The sequence below is a fragment of the Nonomuraea sp. NPDC051941 genome (assembly GCF_044593615.1).
In genome coordinates this window covers 89858-105307 of the sequence record NZ_JBIUCF010000012.1, presented here as the reverse complement: position 1 = coordinate 105307, position 15450 = coordinate 89858, and the positions used below count along the sequence as shown (strand labels likewise).

Sequence of the window (15450 nt, the reverse complement as noted above, 5' to 3'; positions counted from 1 at the left end):
GATCCCGGGGTGCCCCCATTGCCGGCCAGGCTCATGAGGGCGCCTCGACCAGCAGCGCGGCGGGCCGCCCGGCCCTTCAGGAAGCGCGAGACCCGTTCGCCGATGCTCTCGGACGCGCAACATGATCGTAGCCACGGGGGTAACCACCCGCCCGGCGCGGCGCCGGCCGCCGCACGGCCAGGGCGGCGGCCACGCAGGCGACGGGGATGGCGGGCAGGACGTAGCGGTGGTCGAAGTCGAGCGCGGCCACCGGCGCCACGAGCAGGAACACCGCGAACGACCACGGGAGCAGCGCCGTGCGCGGGCGCAGCACGGCGCCGGCCCCGCCGGCCAGCAGCAGGACGCCGAACAGCGTGCCGTGCAGGAACCACGGGTACGGGTAGGCGGCCAGGATCGAGGCGAACGGCTCGACGGACCGCATGCCCCGGATGTCCGGGTCGTACTCCTTTCTGACCTGGTCCACGAGGGGCTGGCCGGACGGCAGCGGCCAGGAGCCCCGCTGGAAGGCCGTGGTCGGGCTCATGCGCTTCGGGTGGGCGACGGGCTCCCACGTGAAGGCGAGCGAGGCGTCCCGGACGACCTCGCGCAGGTAGTCCAGGGGCTGCGCGGCGATGGCCCGGAGCGCGAACGCCCTGGCCAGGTCGTTGTGGGTGAACCGGTCGCCGGGCAGGCGGTTGAGCGAGGCCCGCGGGTCCCAGACGTACTCGGAGGCGGCGTCCAGGACGGTGCCGTTCGGGCAGAGCGCGGCCTGGTCCGCGGGCGGCCTGATGATCGAGCAGTCGGCGAAGGTCATGGTGCGGGCCCACAGGGCGACGCCGTCCGAGCCGCTCAGCGCGAACCTGCCGTGGTGCTGGGCGTACCAGCCGGCGTAGGCGGCCAGCGGCAGCGCCCCCGCCACCACCAGGGCGAGGGTCGCGCGCCACCGTGCCTGCCACCGTGCCTGCCACGCGGTCCGCCGCAGCAGGAGGTAGAGGGCGGCCAGGCCGAGCAGCGGCACGGTGGCGGTACGGGTCAGACCGGCCAGGGCGAGGAGCACCCCGGCCACCGCCGCCGCCCGCGTGGACACCTCCCCGCGCCACATGAGCACCAGCAGCGCGGCCACGACGAGGAAGATCACCTGCGTGTCCGACAGCACGGCGTGCTCCAGGCGCACGAACGCCGGATCGAACAGCACCGGCACCGCCGCCAGCGCCGCTCCCCAGGCGGGCAGCGACCGGCGGCGCAGCAGCAGGTAGATCATCACCCCGACGGCCAGCCCCATCGCGTGCTGCACCCCCGCGACGAGCTCCACGCTCTGGAAGGGCCGCAGCGCCCACAGGAACCAGGAGTAGCCCGCCGGGTGGAACGCGCCCTGCGGCCGCAGGCGCACGGCCGTGTCCAGGTAGGTGAACGAGTCGTACCAATAGAGCCGCGCCGTGTCGTACCCCAGCATGACCAGCACGCGCAGCGCGGCGGCGAGTGCGAGCACGCACCCGAACAACCCGTGGTCACGTGGCCCCGCGAGCGTGGGCGCCATGGTCTTCTCCCCCGAGACCGCCAGGCGGATCCCGGCTTCAGGGGGGCCAGTCCAGCGCGCCGCCTATAACCTGAACGTCACCGATTCTGGTTATGCGCGCGTTATGCCGGCCAGAGCAGACTGGCGGGCATTTAACATCTTTTGGGGGCAAGGTGCGCGTTTTGGTCGCTGAGGATGAGCGGATGCTCGCCGACTCGATCGCCGAGGGGTTACGCGGAGAGGCACTGGCCGTCGACGTCGCCTACGACGGGGACGCGGCGCTCGAACGGCTCGGCGTGCACGACTACGACGTGCTGATCCTCGACCGCGACCTGCCGCAGGTGCACGGGGACGAGGTGTGCAAGGCCGTGGTCGAGCGCGGCTGGCTGGTGCGGGTGCTCATGCTGACCGCCGCGAGCGACGTGCGTTCCCGGGTGGTGGGGTTGTCGCTGGGGGCCGACGACTACCTGCCCAAGCCGTTCGCGTTCGAGGAGCTGGTGGCGCGGGTGCACGCGCTCGGGCGGCGGGCCAGGAGGGCCGACCCGCCCATGCTGGAGCGGGCCGGGGTGCGGCTGGACTGGGCGCACCGGCAGGTGTTCAGGGAGGGCCGCTACGTGCCGCTGGCCCGCAAGGAGTTCGGCGTGCTGGCCGAGCTGCTGCGGGCCCAGGGAGCGGTGGTCTCGGCGGAGACGTTGCTGGAGAAGGTGTGGGACGAGCACATCGACCCGTTCACGAACACGGTCCGCACCACGATGATGAAGCTGCGCAAGAAGCTCGGCGAGCCGCAGGTCATCGAGACCGTGCCGGGATCGGGGTATCGCATCCCATGAGCATGCGCCTGCGTTTCGCCCTGCTCAGCGGGGGCGTGTTCTTCGTGGTCGCCGCCCTCGCGCTGGCCACCGTCTACTTCGTCGTCCAGACGACCCTCCAGTACCGGGCCTCCGTGTTCACCCCCGACGAGATCCGGGTGGATCGGGACGGCTACAGCCTCTACGCCCCGCGCTACCAGGACGGGTACGAGATAGCCAGGGGGTTCGCGCTCAAGACGCACCTCACCTACCAGACCAGCGTCCTCGCCAACCTGCGCACCGCCGGCGGGCTCGCGGTGCTCGCCGGTACCGGGGTGGCGTTCGGGATCGGCTGGCGGACGGCGGGCATGGTGCTGCGCCCGCTCAGGAACGTCACCGACACCGCCCGCCGGGTCGCCCAGAGCCACAACCTGAGCGAGCGGATCGGCTACGACGGCCCCCAGGACGAGATCAAGGAGCTGACCGACGTCTACGACACCATGCTCGCCCGGCTGGCGCGCTCGTTCGACGGCCAGCGCAGGTTCGTCGCGAACGCCTCGCACGAGCTGCGCACCCCGCTCACGATCAACAGGACGCTCGTGGACGTGGCCGTGCGGCGGCCGGACGCGACCGAGGACGTCAAGCGGCTCGGCGAGTCGCTGCTGCTGGTCAACGCCCGCCACGAGCGCCTGATCGACGGCCTGCTGGCGCTGGCCGAGGGTGAGCAGGCGGTGCTGGACCGGCGGCCGTTCGACCTGGCGGACGTGGCCGAGCACGTGCTCGACCAGGCGGCGGCCGAGGCGGCCGAGCGTGAGGTGACCATGCACCGGCTGCTCGACCCCGCGCCGACGGCGGGCGAGGCGGTGCTGGTGGAGCGGCTGGTGCAGAACCTCGTGGAGAACGCCATCCGGCACAACCACGCCAAGGGCGAGGTGTGGGTCACGACGCGGCGGCGGGCCGATCGGGTCGAGCTGGTCGTGGCCAACTCGGGGCTGCAGGTGCCGTCGTACGAGATCGAGACGATCTTCGAGCCGTTCCGGCGGCTGCACGGCGACCGGCTGCGCTCGGACCGGGGCAGCGGGCTGGGGCTGTCGATCGTACGGGTGATCACCGAGGCGCACGACGGCACGGTCACGGCTACGCCCAGGGACGAGGGCGGTCTGACGATCAGCGTGGAGCTGCCGGTCGGCTCCGAGCCGGCCTGATCAGTCCAGGCCCTGGATCTCCCAGAGCGCCGTCTCCGGGACGCCCGCCTTGACGAGCTGCTCCCAGGTGCCCACCCGGTCGGCCGGGTCGGCGAGCATGGCGCGCAGGAGCGGCCGCAGCTCCGTGTGGTCGGCGCCCTCCTCGGTCCACATCGCGCCCAGGGCCCGGTGCATGGCCGGCGACCGGACGGCCACGGTCCGCACCAGCTCGTCCAGGATGGCCAGGCGGTCCCGGTACGGCAGGAAGCGGCCCTCCCCCAGCGCCGCGACCAGCAGGTCGAGCAGGCGCCGGTGCCGGGCCGAGTGGCCGGTGGCGACCGCGACGACGACGTCGCCCATGCCGCCGGTCTCCGCGCCGCCGAGCACGACGTCCTCCTTGCCGTCTTCAAGTACGCGATGCGCCGACAGGGCGGTCACCAGCCCGGTCCAGCCCTCCTGCCCGAGCTGCCCCTTCCACAGGTGGCTGAGCGAGGACCACTGCTCCAGGTGGTCGGGCCCGGACAGGATCGACGACACGCGGACCGGCTGCTCGGACGCGCAGACGATGAGCAGGGTGAGGTTGGCCGAGTAGGCGGCCAGGCGGCGGGTCATCGTGTGGCGTACCGGCCGGAATCCGATGAAGTGGCGGCGGGGCCGCTCGTGCAGCGACCGGCGCAGCAGCCCGGCCAGCAGCTCCACGCAGCGCTCGCGTACGGCGGAGGGCACCTCGTCCAGCAGCTCCAGGATGAACCCGACGGTCGGCCCGCGCTCGGCCAGGCACGAGTGGGACGTGACCGCGTACAGCAGGTCGTCGTCCACGGCCTGCACCAGCGCGAGCGGCTCGTCGCCGGCCAGGCGGCGGCGCCGGTCGAGGTCGCGCAGCGCGTACATGGTCAGCCAGGCCACCAGGAACTCGCCGAACGTGGCGTGCAGGAAGGCGTGCCCGTTCCTGCGCACGAAGAAGAACCGCTCGGTGGCCTTGCGCGCCCAGTCGACGCGGGTCTCCCCTGGTCGATCGGGATCGCCGGGGTCGTCCTCGCCGCCCTGACACAGGGCGGGCAGGTCACGGTTGAGCGCCTCGTCGGTGATGACCTGGCGGCCGCTGGCCAGCATGGACAGGGCCACCGCGCCGAGCAGGACCAGCTCCTGGTCGATGGCCACCCGGCGCACGCCGCCGGTCTCGCGTTCGGTGTAGTCGCGCAGCAGCACCTCGTACAGGCGGGCGCGCCCGAGCGGGCCGTGGTCGCGCTGGAGCGCGTTGCTGCCCGCGTCGTAGAGGGCCAGCAGCAGCAGGAGCAGCGGCTGCCTGGCCATCTCGCCGTGGACGAGCGCCGCCTCGGCGGGCAGGGGCTTCAGGTCGCGGCGGGCGAGCAGGCCGCGGTTGCGGCGGTCCCAGATGGTCAGCCACTGCCGCACCTGGTCGTCGTCGAACGGCTGGAGCTGCAGCCCCAGCAGCCCCTTGGGGAACCTGATCCGGTCGGCCACCACCGTGCGGCCGGTCACGATCACCGCCACCGGGCGGCCCAGCTCCGCCTCCCTGGTCTGGAACTCCTGCACCCGTTCGAGGTAGTCGTGGCGGTCGACCCCGCCCTGGACCAGCTCGTCGAACCCGTCGAGGAGGATCACCGGCATCGCCCCGTCGGCGGCCGTCACCAGCTCGGCGTAGTCCACCTCCGTCCCCAGCACCGTTCCGAGGGCCTGCTCGACCTGCGCGGTGACCCCCGCCCGCGCGGACACGCCGGCCAGCTCGACCCGGATCGGCAGGAACTCCGACCTGGCCAGCCGCGCGGCGAGCACCTCGGTGAGCTTGGTCTTGCCCGAGCCGGGCTCGCCCAGCACGAGCAGGGGCGCCTGGGTGGCGCGCAGCGAGGTCAGGTGGCCCACCAGGAACGCCTCGGTGTCGGGCACCGGCCGCCGGTCCTCCCACCAGTCCAGCTGCGCGGGAGTGGCGTCCCGGGTCAGCTCGGCGACCCGGAAGCGGGGGCTGAGGTAGCCCTCGCCGAGCAGCGGGAGCCAGACGTCCTCGGGCAGCTTGCCGGCGTGCAGGAGGGGCTGGTCGAGCGCGTTGGCGGCCATCCTGGCCTGGTGGATCACCGGACGGTCGCCCACCCGGGGCGGGGCCAGCTCGGCCAGCAGCCAGGCCACCCGCGACAGCGCCGTGGCGGGCGCCGGCTTCTCGGTGACGAGGCTGCGCACCCCGAACTCGTGGCTGTCGAGCGCCAGCGACCGGTAGTCCTCGTCGTAGATGCGCAGCGCGCGGGCGGGCGGGCCCTCGGCCAGCATGCGGGGCAGCAGGAGCTGGTCGTCGACCGTCAGGTCGTCCCAGACGCTCAGCCCGCCCACGTATCCGGCCATGGCCTCCGACATGCGCTGGTAGGCACGTTCCACGGCGAGGCGGGTCTCGGAGTAGGGCAGATGCGGCTCGGGCGTGGGCAGCCGCTCCAGCAGCAGGCTCGCCACCAGCCGGGCGAAGCGCTCGGCGGTCGGCACGCCGTGCGAGATCTTGCCGCCGCGGTCGAGCTGGTCGAGCGTGAACGGCAGCTTCGCCTCGCCGAGCGCCTCGAAGTAGGCCGAGATGACGATCACGGCGTGCGCGGAGGCCAGCCGCTGGGTGCGGGTGTACCGGTCGACGCCGCTCTTCAGCTCGGGCATGCGCCGCACGACGTCCTCGCCGTAGCCGACGATGCTGTTGCGCATGTCGGTCAGGCCCGTCGTGAGCTGCCCCGCCCCGGCCAGCGCCCAGCCGGTACGCGCCGCCGCCGCGGCGAACCCGACCACCTTGACGAGCCGGGCGTCCTTGCACCCGAGGATCCTCAGGGCATCGGCGTAGCTCGGGGTCTCGATCATGTGCCTTCTCCCGGGGACTGGGAGTCCCATCATGCGGTGTGCGGCCGGGCCTTTTGGCGGAAGTTACCGGGCCGTCATGTTCGCTTCACGGCCTCCTCGATCTCCGGCAGCGCCGCGGGATCCTCGATCGTGGAGGGCGTGGTGTACGGGTTGCCGTCGGCGATGTCCCGCATGGTCGCGCGCAGGATCTTGCCCGAGCGCGTCTTCGGCAGCCGGGCCACCACGACGGCGCGGCGGAAGGCGGCAACGGGACCGATGCGCTCGCGTACCAGGGCGGTCAGCTCGCGCTCGATCTCCGCCGGGTCGCGGTCGGCGCCCGCCTTGAGCACCACGAACCCGACGGGCAGCTGGCCCTTCAGCTCGTCGGCCACGCCGATCACCGCGCACTCGGCCACGTCGGGGTGAGAGGCGATGACCTCCTCCATCGCGCCGGTCGACAGGCGGTGCCCGGCGACGTTGATCACGTCGTCGATGCGGCCCATGACGTAGAGGTAGCCGTCGGCGTCCACGTGGCCGCCGTCGCCGGTGAGGTAGTGGCCGGGGTAGCGCTCCAGGTAGGAGCGGGCGAAGCGGGCCTCGTCGCGGTAGAGGGTGGGCAGCGCGCCGGGCGGGAGCGGCAGCCTGATGGTGACGGCGCCGTCCACGCCCGGCGGGCACTCGTCGCCGCCGGGGTCGAGGATGCGCACGTCCCAGCCGGGGACGGGCTTGGTGGGCGAGCCGGGCTTGAGCGGCAGCGGCTCGATGCCGACGCAGTTGGCGGCGATGGGCCAGCCGGTCTCGGTCTGCCACCAGTGGTCGATGACGGGGATGCCGAGCAGGTCGGAGGCCCAGTGATAGGTGTCGGGGTCGAGGCGTTCGCCGGCGAGGAAGAGGTAACGCAGCCCCGACAGGTCCCACTTTTTCGGGAAAAGGCCGGATGGGTCCTCTTTTTTGATGGCCCTGATCGCGGTCGGCGCGGTGAACAGCGTGCGCACCCCGTACGTGGACACCACCCGCCAGAACGCGCCCGGGTCGGGGGTGCCGACCGGTTTGCCCTCGTACAGCACGGTCGTGCAGCCGGCCAGCAGCGGCCCGTACACGATGTAGGAGTGGCCGACCACCCAGCCCACGTCGGAGGCCGCCCAGTAGACCTCGCCCGGGGCGGCGCCGTACACGTGGGACATGCTCCAGTGGAGCGCGACCGCGTGCCCGCCGTTGTCGCGCACCACGCCCTTGGGCAGGCCGGTGGTGCCGGAGGTGTAGAGGATGTAGAGCGGGTCGGTGGCGGCCACGCTGACGCAGTCGGCCGGCTCGGCGTCGCGCACCGCCCGCGCCCAGTCGAGGTCGCGGCCCTCGTCGAGCTCGGCCACGGCCTGCGGCCGCTGCAGGATCACGCACCTGGCGGGCCGGTGCTCGGCCTGCTCCAGCGCGGCGTCCAGCAGCGGCTTGTACGCCACCACCCGCGACGGCTCGATGCCGCAGGACGCCGAGAGCACCACCTTGGGCCTGGCGTGGTCGATCCGCACGGCCAGCTCCCTGGCCGCGAACCCGCCGAACACCACCGAGTGCACCGCCCCGAGCCGCGCGCAGGCCAGCATCGCGATCACGGCCTCCGGCACCATGGGCATGTAGATCACCACGGTGTCGCCCGCCGTCACGCCGAGGTCGCGCAGCATGCCGGCCGTCCTGGCCACCTGGTCGAGCAGCTCGGCGTACGTGTACGTGCGGGCCGTCCCGGTCACCGGGCTGTCGTATATCAGCGCCGCCTGGTCGCCGCGCCCGGCCGCCACGTGGCGGTCGACCGCGTTGAAGCAGGTGTTGAGCCGCCCGTCGGGGAACCACCGGCCGCCGGCCGTCACGGTCGCCGGCGCCACGTCCCAGGAGATCCCCAGTGCCGCCTCGGACCAGAACTCGTCGGGTTGCTCGATGCTGCGCCGGTAAGCCTGCCGGTAAGCCTCGCCATAACCGCTCACTTATCGATCAGACCAGTCCACGGGCCCATGGCGCAAGATATCCGGGTGACCGATGACATGATCCTTACCGTCGTCATGGGGTCGAGGGCGTACGGACTCGAGACGGAAGCCTCCGACACCGACCGGCGGGGCGTCTTCGTGGCGCCGACGGCCGCGTTCTGGCGGTTGGAGAAACCGGCGACGCACCGGGACGGGCCGCTGCCCGAGCAGTTCTCGTGGGAGGTCGAGCGCTTCTGCGTCCTCGCTCTCGAGGCGAACCCCACCGCGCTGGAGTGCCTGTGGTCCCCCATGGTGGAGGTGATCACGCCTGCCGGGCGGCGGCTGCGCGAGCTGCGCCGGGCCTTCCTGTCGGAACGGGCGCGGCACTCGTTCGCCGGGTACGCCGACTCGCAGTTCCGCCGGCTCGACCCGGCCGCGCCGAAGTGGAAGCAGGCCATGCACATGATCCGGCTGCTGCTCAGCGGCCTGCACCTGATCCGCCACGGCGAACCGCTGGTCCAGGTGGGACCCTATCGGGAGCGGCTGCTGGCGATCCGGCGCGGCGAGGTGCCGTGGGCGGAGGTGGACGCCTGGCGGATCGAACTGGCCGCCGAGGTGGGCGCCGCCGGCAGCGTGCTGCCGGAGCGGCCGGACCGGGAGCGGGTGGAGGAGTTCCTGGTCGGCGTGCGGAAGGAGCACCTGTGAAACTGCCCGATTGGCTGGCCGAGATCCCTGGTGAGCAGCCGTACCCGCTGGTGTTCGCGACGGTGAGCGGGGCGCACCTGTACGGGTTCCCCTCGGTGGACTCCGACGTGGACCTGCGCGGCGTGCACGTGCTGCCGGTGGAGGAGGTGGCGGGTCTGCGGCACGGGCCGCAGACGCTGGAGCGGATGTGGACGCGCGACGGCGTCGAGGTGGACCTGGTGACGCACGACCTGGCCAAGTTCTGCCGATTACTGCTGGGGCGCAACGGCTATGTGCTGGAGCAGCTGCTGTCGCCGCTGGTCGTGACGTCGTCGCCGGTGCACGAGGAGCTGGTGGCGCTGGCCCCCGGCTGCCTGACGCGGCACCACGCCCACCACTACCTGGGGTTCGCGCGGACGCAGTGGCGGCTGTTCACCAAGCGTCTGGAGCTGAAGCCGCTGCTCTACACCTTCCGCGTGCTGGCCACCGGGACGCACCTCATGCGCACCGGCGAGCTGGAGGCCGACCTGACGCGCCTGTACGCGTACGGGCCCGCGTACCTGCCGGACCTGGTCGCCCGCAAGGTGGAGGCCGAGCACGTGCGCGCGCCCTCCACGCTCGGCCTGGAGGCGGACGTGGAGCGGATGACGGCCGCGCTGGAGGCGGCGCGTGACTCCTCCGTCCTGCCCGAGCGAGCCACGGCGGAGGCGGCGCTGCACGACCTGGTGGTGCGGGCGCGCGTGCGCGGGTGGAGCTCCCTGACGTGACGTCGGCAGGCGCGGAGCTGGTGGGCAGGACGGACGCGCTCGGAGTCGTCGGCGGGGTCCTGGCGGCGGGGTCGGGGTGCGTGGTGGTGGAGGGACCGGCGGGCATCGGCAAGAGCCGCCTGCTGGAGGAGGCCGCGGCGCGGGCGCGGGTGCGCGGGACGGCGGTGGTGCTCGGCCGCGCCACCGAGCTGGACCGGGTGGCGCCCCTGTCCACCCTCCTCCGCCCGCTCACCTCCGATGGCGGGCCGCTGGGCCCGGGGTTCGGGGGTGACGGGTTCCGGGTGATCGAGCGGGTCGGTGAGGTGGTCGAGCGCTTCACGCGCACCCGGCCGCTGGCGATCGTCCTGGACGACGTGCAATGGGCGGACGAGCTGACCTGCCTGGCGCTGCGGCAGCTCGTACCGGGACTGGCCGGGTCCCCCGTGGTGTGGCTGCTGGGGCGGCGGCCGCTGCCCCGGCAGGAGGCGGTGGACCGGCTCATCGAGGAGGGTGCCCGGCGCGTGCCGCTGCCTCCGCTCGGCCCGGAGGAGGCGGCCGAGCTGGGCGCGCGCCTGCTCGGCGCCGCACCCGGCCCGTCGGTGCTGGAGCTGGTGCGGGGCAGCGGCGGCAACCCGTTCTTGCTGGAGGAGGTGCTGACGGGGCTGCACGCCGAGGGCCGGATCTCGGTGCGCGACGGCGTGGCCGAGGTCGCGGCGGGCGGCGCGCACCCGGTCACGGGCCCAGCGGGTGGCAGGGCGAGTGGCCCTGCGGGTGGAGGGGCGGGCCGCGGGGCGGATGGCGCGGCGAGTCGCGGGGCGGGTGGCCCAGCGGGTGGCGCGGCGGGTGGCCCAGCGGGTGGCGCGGCGGGTGGCCCAGCGGGTGGCGCGGCGGGTGGCCCAGCGGGTCGCGGGGCGGGTGGCGGGGTGGCGTTGCCCGCCGGGTTCGTGGCGGCGGTCGAGAGGCGGCTGCGCGACCTGTCCGCCGAGGCGCGGCGGCTGCTGGAGGCGGCCTCCGTGCTGCGGCGGCCGTTCTCGGTGCACGAGGCGGCGGGGGTGCTGGGGGTGACGGCGGGGGCGCTGTTCGGGCGCGTGGAGGAGGCCGTGAGGGCGGGCGCGCTCGTCGGTGAGGGGGATCGGCTGGCGTTCCGGCACGACCTCATCCGGGAGGCCGTCTACGGCGGGCTCGGCGCGCCCATCAGGACGGCGCTGCACCGGGAGGCGGCGTCCGTGCTGCGGGCCGAAGGCCGGCCGCCCGCCGAGCTGGCCGAGCACCTGAGGCATGGCGCCCGACGGGGGGACGCGGCGGCGGTCCGGGAGCTGCGGGCGGCTGCCGAGGAGATGACGGCCGCCGCCCCTTCGGCCGCCGCCGACCTGATGCTGCGTGCCCTCGAACTGGCCCACCGCCGCGACATCGCACCGGAGGCGACGCAAGGCACCACGCCGGAGGCCACGCATGGCACCACGCCGGAGGCCACGCGCGACACCGCGCCGCTGGTGGCTGGGGCCGTGCGGTTGCTGGCTTCGGCGGGGCGGCTGGGTGAGGCCAGGGAGCTCGCCGACCGCCTCGGCGTACCGCTCACGGCGGCCGAGGAGGCGGGGGTCGCGCTCGGGCTGGCCGAGGCGCTCAAGCACATCGGCGACGACCGGGGCGTCATCCGGCGGACCGGACAGGTGCTGGGCCGCTCGGGCGTGCCGGGTCGGGAGCGGGCGCGGCTGCTGGCCGTACGGGCCCACGCGCTGATGATGACCGGCGAGATCGACGCGGCCGCCGAGGCGGCGGCCGGCGCGGTCGCGGAGGGCGAGGTGTTCGCCCAGGTGGTGGGGTTGCAGGCGCGATCCACCGTGGCACTGTTCCGGGGCGACCTCGACGGCGCGCTGCGGCACGCCGAACGGTCGGTGGAGCTGGCCGACGCGGCGGGCGGCGAGGCGGCCCACCGGCATCCGCGGTTGTGGCTGGGCGCGGCGATGGTGGCGCTGGACCGGTTCGAGGAGGCCGAGAGCCTGTACGCGGTGGTCGAACGGGAGGCCGGGCGGCTGGGCACGGCGTGGGCGCTGCCGCTGCTGCACCGGTTCAGGGCCGAGCTGCTGCTGGCCTGGGGGCGGCTCGACGACGCGGCGGCCGAGGCCGAGGCGGGACTGCGGGTGGCCGGGCAGCTCTCGGCGATGGCGCTGGCCCCGGCGCTGCTCGGCGTGCTCGGCCACGTGGCGCTCCTCCGGGACGAGACGGAGGCGGCACGCGGATACCTGGATCGGGGCCGCGAGCTGGCCGGGGAGGGGCCCGGCCTGGTGTCCGAGGAGCTGCGGTGGCGGCGCGAGCTCCTCGACGAGGCGACGGGCACGGGCGTCTCCGATGGAGGCCCGTCCCATGGCGGGGCCCTGGCTTACCTGATCGTGCAGGAGCCGTGGACGGCGGCGCGGTGGCGGGCGGATCCGCGCGTGGTCGCGTGCGTGCGGGACCTCGCCCGCCGCAACCCCGGCGTCACGTCCCTCGCGGCCGGGCTCGCGCACGCGGAGGGCAGGCTGGACGAGGCCGTCGAGCTGTACCGGAGCGCCCCGCGGCCGCTCGGGCTGGCGGCGGCCCTGGAGGAGGCGGGGCGGCGGGAGGAGGCCTTCGAGGTCTACCGGTCGTGCGGGGCCGCGGCGGGGAGGGTGCGGCGGGGGGTGACAGGGCGCGGGTGGGCGGCGCTGACGGCCTCCGAGCTACGCGTCGTCCGGCTCGTCGCCCGGGGCATGACGAACCGGGAGGCGGCGGCCGCCCTGTTCCTGTCGCCGCACACGGTCGACAGCCACCTCCGCCACGCGTTCGCCAAGCTGGGGGTGAACAGCCGGGTGGAGCTGACCAGGCAGGTGCTGGCGCACGAGCCCGGCCAATGAGTCAGCCCGTGAGTCAGCCAGTGAGTCAGCCCGTGCGGTCGGCCTGGAGCACGGGCAGCAACTCGCGGGCGTCCTCCTCGGTGATCTCGATCCCGAGGCGCTCGCGCAGCCCCTCGGCCAGCTCCGCGGGCGTGCTCGCCGCCAGGTCCTCGGCGCGGACGCGGGCGTCGGCCGTGGTGCGCTGGGCCAGCACGTGGTGGACGAACGGCGAGCGGGGGTTGTTGGCGACGTAGAAGTTGGCCACCTCGAAGTCGCTCGGATAGTGCGGCTCGTCCAGGCGGAACGCGTACAGCTCGGCCGGGCCCGCGTGCAGCACCCGGAAGTCGCCGTCCCGGCCCAGCCGCCACTCCCACGGGCCGGACCGCGCCGTCGCCCCGTCCTCGAAGGCGATCGGCACCACCAGCCCCTCACCGCCGAAGCCCACGTCGGCCAGCCACGTGCGGCCGTCCGCCTCGACGGTGAGCGTGGCGTGCGAGCGCGGCAGGTGGCGGCGGCCCAGCCGGATCCTGGCCAGGTGCCGGGTCAGGACGAAGCCGAGGCGTTCGAGCGCGGCGGCGAACAGCAGGTTCTGCTCGTGGCAGTAGCCGCCGCGCCCGCCCGTGACGAGCTTGTCCTGGAGGCTGCCCACGTCGAGGGCGATGCCCCGGCCGAGGACCACGTCGAGGTTCTCGAAGGGGATCGAGCGCACGTGCGCGAGGTGCAGCGCGCGCAGCGTCTCATATGTCGGCGTGAGCGGGCCGCCGTGTCCGATCCTGGTCAGGTACGCCTCGAGATCGAGCTTGTCGATGTCCCATGTCATGAGATCGACGATCTCGTACGCGACGGCCCGCCCGCATCACGCGTTCACGGGATTCGCCGACAGGACGAGCCTGATGGCGAAGTTGTGATAGCCGGCGCGTTCGAACGCCCTGGCCATCGGCATGTTGCCGGAGTCCGTGTCCGCCAGGATCCGCTGGACCCCGCGCTCGGCGTGGACGCGGGTGATCTCGCCGAGCAGGTCGTCCACGTACCCGTGGCCCCGGTGCTCGGGCACCACGCCGAGGTAGCCGACCACGGGCCCGCCGTCGTTGGCCGACGGCAGGGCGACCCCGACGAGGTCCCCGCTCTTGTCGTACGCCAGCCGCCACCACGACCGGTCGCCCCGCATGGACCGGTTGTCGCGGACGTCCTCGCGCGCCTGCTCCAGGGGGTCCATGGTGACCAGGGCCTGCCGGGTGTGGAAGTCGAGCGTCCCGACGGCCACCCGGCGGAACGCCTCCACGAACACCTCGTCGTCGTCATCCCCACGGAAGACCAGCCGGTCGGACGGCTCGGGGACGGGCCCGGCCGTCCATTCGTACCGGAGCCGTTCCAGCTCCTCGGTCAGCCCGGCGCGGCCGGCCGCCTCCCAGCGCCAGGCGATGGCCGCCGATGCCTTCGGATGGTCGCGCCAGCCGCGGGTGACGAACACGTGGTACTCGATCGCCCGCCCGTACGCGTCGTGGGCGCGGCGCAGCAGCTCCGCGGCCAGCCCCACGCGATCGTCCACCGACGGATGGACGTACACGCAGTCGAGCGCGAGGGGCCTGTCGCCGTCGGGGAAGCTCCACCAGACGGCGCGGGCCAGGATCTCGCCGTCGTCGGCGACGGCGAGCCAGATGCGGTCGTATCGGTAGTTGCCGCTCTCCAGGAACGAGAGCAGGCGTTCGGGATGCGCCCAGCTGATGGACTCGTCGACGACGCAGCCGAGCAGGCGGTCTAGATCGTCCTCGACCGCGGGACGGAAAAGCACAATTCCTCCGAGAAGTAGAAGCGGGCACAGTGAGTGCCCGAAGTAGTGCCGAACATCTCAGCGCCTCCTTTCTTCCGACTTTTCGGCGTCACGGGGCACTGTAGCGGAAATATCGCGACAGGATGGGCTCGTGAGGTCCTACGACGACACCCTGCCCCTGCAGCCCCCGATCCGGCTGCCCGAGGAGGCCACGCTCGCGGCGGCCGTCCGTGCCGCCCCCCTGGCCGAGGAGCTGAAGCCGGAGGGCTCCGACGCGGAGGTCCTGACCTTCTGGGCGGGCCACTGCCGCGAACGGCTGGCCGCCGACCAGGGGCTGCTGCTGGAGCTCATCAGGATGTTCCTGTCGCGCGAGCCGCATCCGGGCGCTGTGCCCGAGGTGCTGACCGGGCTGGGCCTGGTACGCCAGGCGGAGCCGTACACGCTGAGCTGGCTCGGCCTGTGGGCGGCGCGGCTGATCATCGCGGAGACCACGGGGCAGGAGGTGCCGGTCATCGGGTCGCTCGCGGACGCCGACGCCACCAAGCTGCTGCACGGCCTGCGCTCCTACCCGGAGACGGAACGCGGCGAGGAGCTGGCCGGGTGGCTCAAGGGCCGGGACCCGGACGCGGCGGTGGCCGAGATCGCCTCGGCGCTGGCCCCGGTGAGCCCGCTCAGCCGGGCGGTCGGCGTGGAGCTGCTGTCGTCGGACTTCGGCGAGGAGGGGAAGCGGGCGCTGGCCGGGCTGCTGGAGGAGCCCGGGCTCGGGGCGGTGATCGCCACCAGGACGGAGCGCGACGACCGCCCGGCCGCCCCGGAGGAGATCGCCTGGGTGTTCGTGGACATGGCGGCGGCGCTGCTGGAGTTCGGGGGCGAGGCGGGCGAGGTGATCGAGTCGATCGCCATGGGGATGGACGCGGAGGAGCAGGCGGGGACGATCGCGATCCTGGCGTTCGGGGACCATCCGTGGACGGGGCAGGTGCTGCGGGTGCTCATCGACCACCACCCCGACGAGCGCGTCGCCGCCGCGGCCCGCAAGGCCCTGCGCCGGCTGCACGGGCTCGCGGACCTGCGCGGCTGACGTGCGGCGGCCCGGCGCTCGTGCCTGGCGCTCGTGGCGGATGGGCGCCGCCGACGTGCGTGGCCGGCGGTCCG

11 protein-coding genes are annotated in these 15450 nt (G+C 73.8%); 6 read left to right on the top strand and 5 right to left on the bottom strand.

Annotation, left to right across the window (positions count from 1 at the left end):
- Window positions 1-76: 76 nt before the first annotated feature.
- On the bottom strand, window positions 77-1516 hold the full coding sequence (locus tag ACIHFD_RS21385; protein WP_397368391.1) for a phospholipid carrier-dependent glycosyltransferase: 1440 nt from the start codon (window positions 1514-1516) through the stop codon (window positions 77-79).
- A 152-nt stretch (window positions 1517-1668) separates the two neighbouring features.
- Between ACIHFD_RS21385 and ACIHFD_RS21380 the strand changes: the two genes are divergently transcribed.
- Both ACIHFD_RS21380 and ACIHFD_RS21375 read left to right on the top strand, forming a co-directional pair.
- A complete protein-coding gene (locus ACIHFD_RS21380) occupies window positions 1669-2325 on the top strand; it encodes a response regulator transcription factor (protein ID WP_350734744.1) in 657 nt (218 codons plus the stop codon).
- A 2-nt stretch (window positions 2326-2327) separates the two neighbouring features.
- Complete coding sequence (locus ACIHFD_RS21375) at window positions 2328-3488, top strand: sensor histidine kinase (protein ID WP_397368390.1); 1161 nt, start codon at window positions 2328-2330, stop codon at window positions 3486-3488.
- On the opposite strand, the gene ACIHFD_RS21370 is transcribed toward ACIHFD_RS21375, so the two are convergent.
- Both ACIHFD_RS21370 and ACIHFD_RS21365 read right to left on the bottom strand, forming a co-directional pair.
- Entirely contained in the window at window positions 3489-6314 is a 2826-nt protein-coding gene (locus ACIHFD_RS21370; RefSeq protein ID WP_397368389.1) for an NACHT domain-containing protein, read from the bottom strand. It abuts the gene before it with no gap.
- A 74-nt stretch (window positions 6315-6388) separates the two neighbouring features.
- Complete coding sequence (locus ACIHFD_RS21365) at window positions 6389-8266, bottom strand: propionyl-CoA synthetase (protein WP_397368388.1); 1878 nt, start codon at window positions 8264-8266, stop codon at window positions 6389-6391.
- A 45-nt stretch (window positions 8267-8311) separates the two neighbouring features.
- On the opposite strand from ACIHFD_RS21365, the gene ACIHFD_RS21360 reads away from it, so the two are divergent.
- Genes ACIHFD_RS21360 through ACIHFD_RS21350 form a run of 3 tightly spaced genes read left to right on the top strand, consistent with a single transcriptional unit; the run spans window position 8312 to window position 12548 of the window.
- Window positions 8312-8950 carry a DNA polymerase beta superfamily protein gene (locus ACIHFD_RS21360; protein ID WP_397368387.1) on the top strand — a complete coding sequence of 213 codons (639 nt, stop codon included), beginning with the start codon at window positions 8312-8314 and terminating at the stop codon, window positions 8948-8950.
- Window positions 8947-9696: a DNA polymerase beta superfamily protein gene (locus ACIHFD_RS21355; protein WP_397368386.1), complete on the top strand. Its 750-nt coding sequence runs from the start codon at window positions 8947-8949 to the stop codon at window positions 9694-9696. Before ACIHFD_RS21360 ends, ACIHFD_RS21355 begins: the two co-directional genes overlap by 4 nt.
- Window positions 9693-12548, top strand: a complete 2856-nt coding sequence (locus ACIHFD_RS21350) for an ATP-binding protein (protein WP_397368385.1) — start codon at window positions 9693-9695, stop codon at window positions 12546-12548. The genes ACIHFD_RS21355 and ACIHFD_RS21350 overlap by 4 nt, the downstream gene beginning before the upstream one ends.
- 25 nt (window positions 12549-12573) lie before the next feature.
- Here the strand turns inward: ACIHFD_RS21350 and ACIHFD_RS21345 are convergent, their stop codons facing one another.
- Both ACIHFD_RS21345 and ACIHFD_RS21340 read right to left on the bottom strand, forming a co-directional pair.
- Window positions 12574-13347, bottom strand: coding sequence for an arylamine N-acetyltransferase (locus tag ACIHFD_RS21345; protein WP_397368384.1), 774 nt, complete (start codon window positions 13345-13347; stop codon window positions 12574-12576).
- A gap of 36 nt (window positions 13348-13383) precedes the next feature.
- On the bottom strand, window positions 13384-14319 hold the full coding sequence (locus ACIHFD_RS21340) for a GNAT family N-acetyltransferase (protein ID WP_397368383.1): 936 nt from the start codon (window positions 14317-14319) through the stop codon (window positions 13384-13386).
- Window positions 14320-14449: 130 nt separating this feature from the next.
- Here ACIHFD_RS21340 and ACIHFD_RS21335 point away from each other — a divergent pair, with 130 nt between their 5' ends.
- Window positions 14450-15376 carry a hypothetical protein gene (locus ACIHFD_RS21335; RefSeq protein ID WP_350734758.1) on the top strand — a complete coding sequence of 309 codons (927 nt, stop codon included), beginning with the start codon at window positions 14450-14452 and terminating at the stop codon, window positions 15374-15376.
- Window positions 15377-15450 lie beyond the last annotated feature (74 nt).

Coding starts and splice junctions, on each gene's coding strand:
- ACIHFD_RS21385 (WP_397368391.1), bottom strand. CDS start 1,516: ATGGCGCCCACGCTCGCGGGGCCACGTGACCACGGGTTGTTCGGGTGC.
- ACIHFD_RS21370 (WP_397368389.1), bottom strand. CDS start 6,314: ATGATCGAGACCCCGAGCTACGCCGATGCCCTGAGGATCCTCGGGTGC.
- ACIHFD_RS21345 (WP_397368384.1), bottom strand. CDS start 13,347: ATGACATGGGACATCGACAAGCTCGATCTCGAGGCGTACCTGACCAGG.
- ACIHFD_RS21375 (WP_397368390.1), top strand. CDS start 2,328: ATGCGCCTGCGTTTCGCCCTGCTCAGCGGGGGCGTGTTCTTCGTGGTC.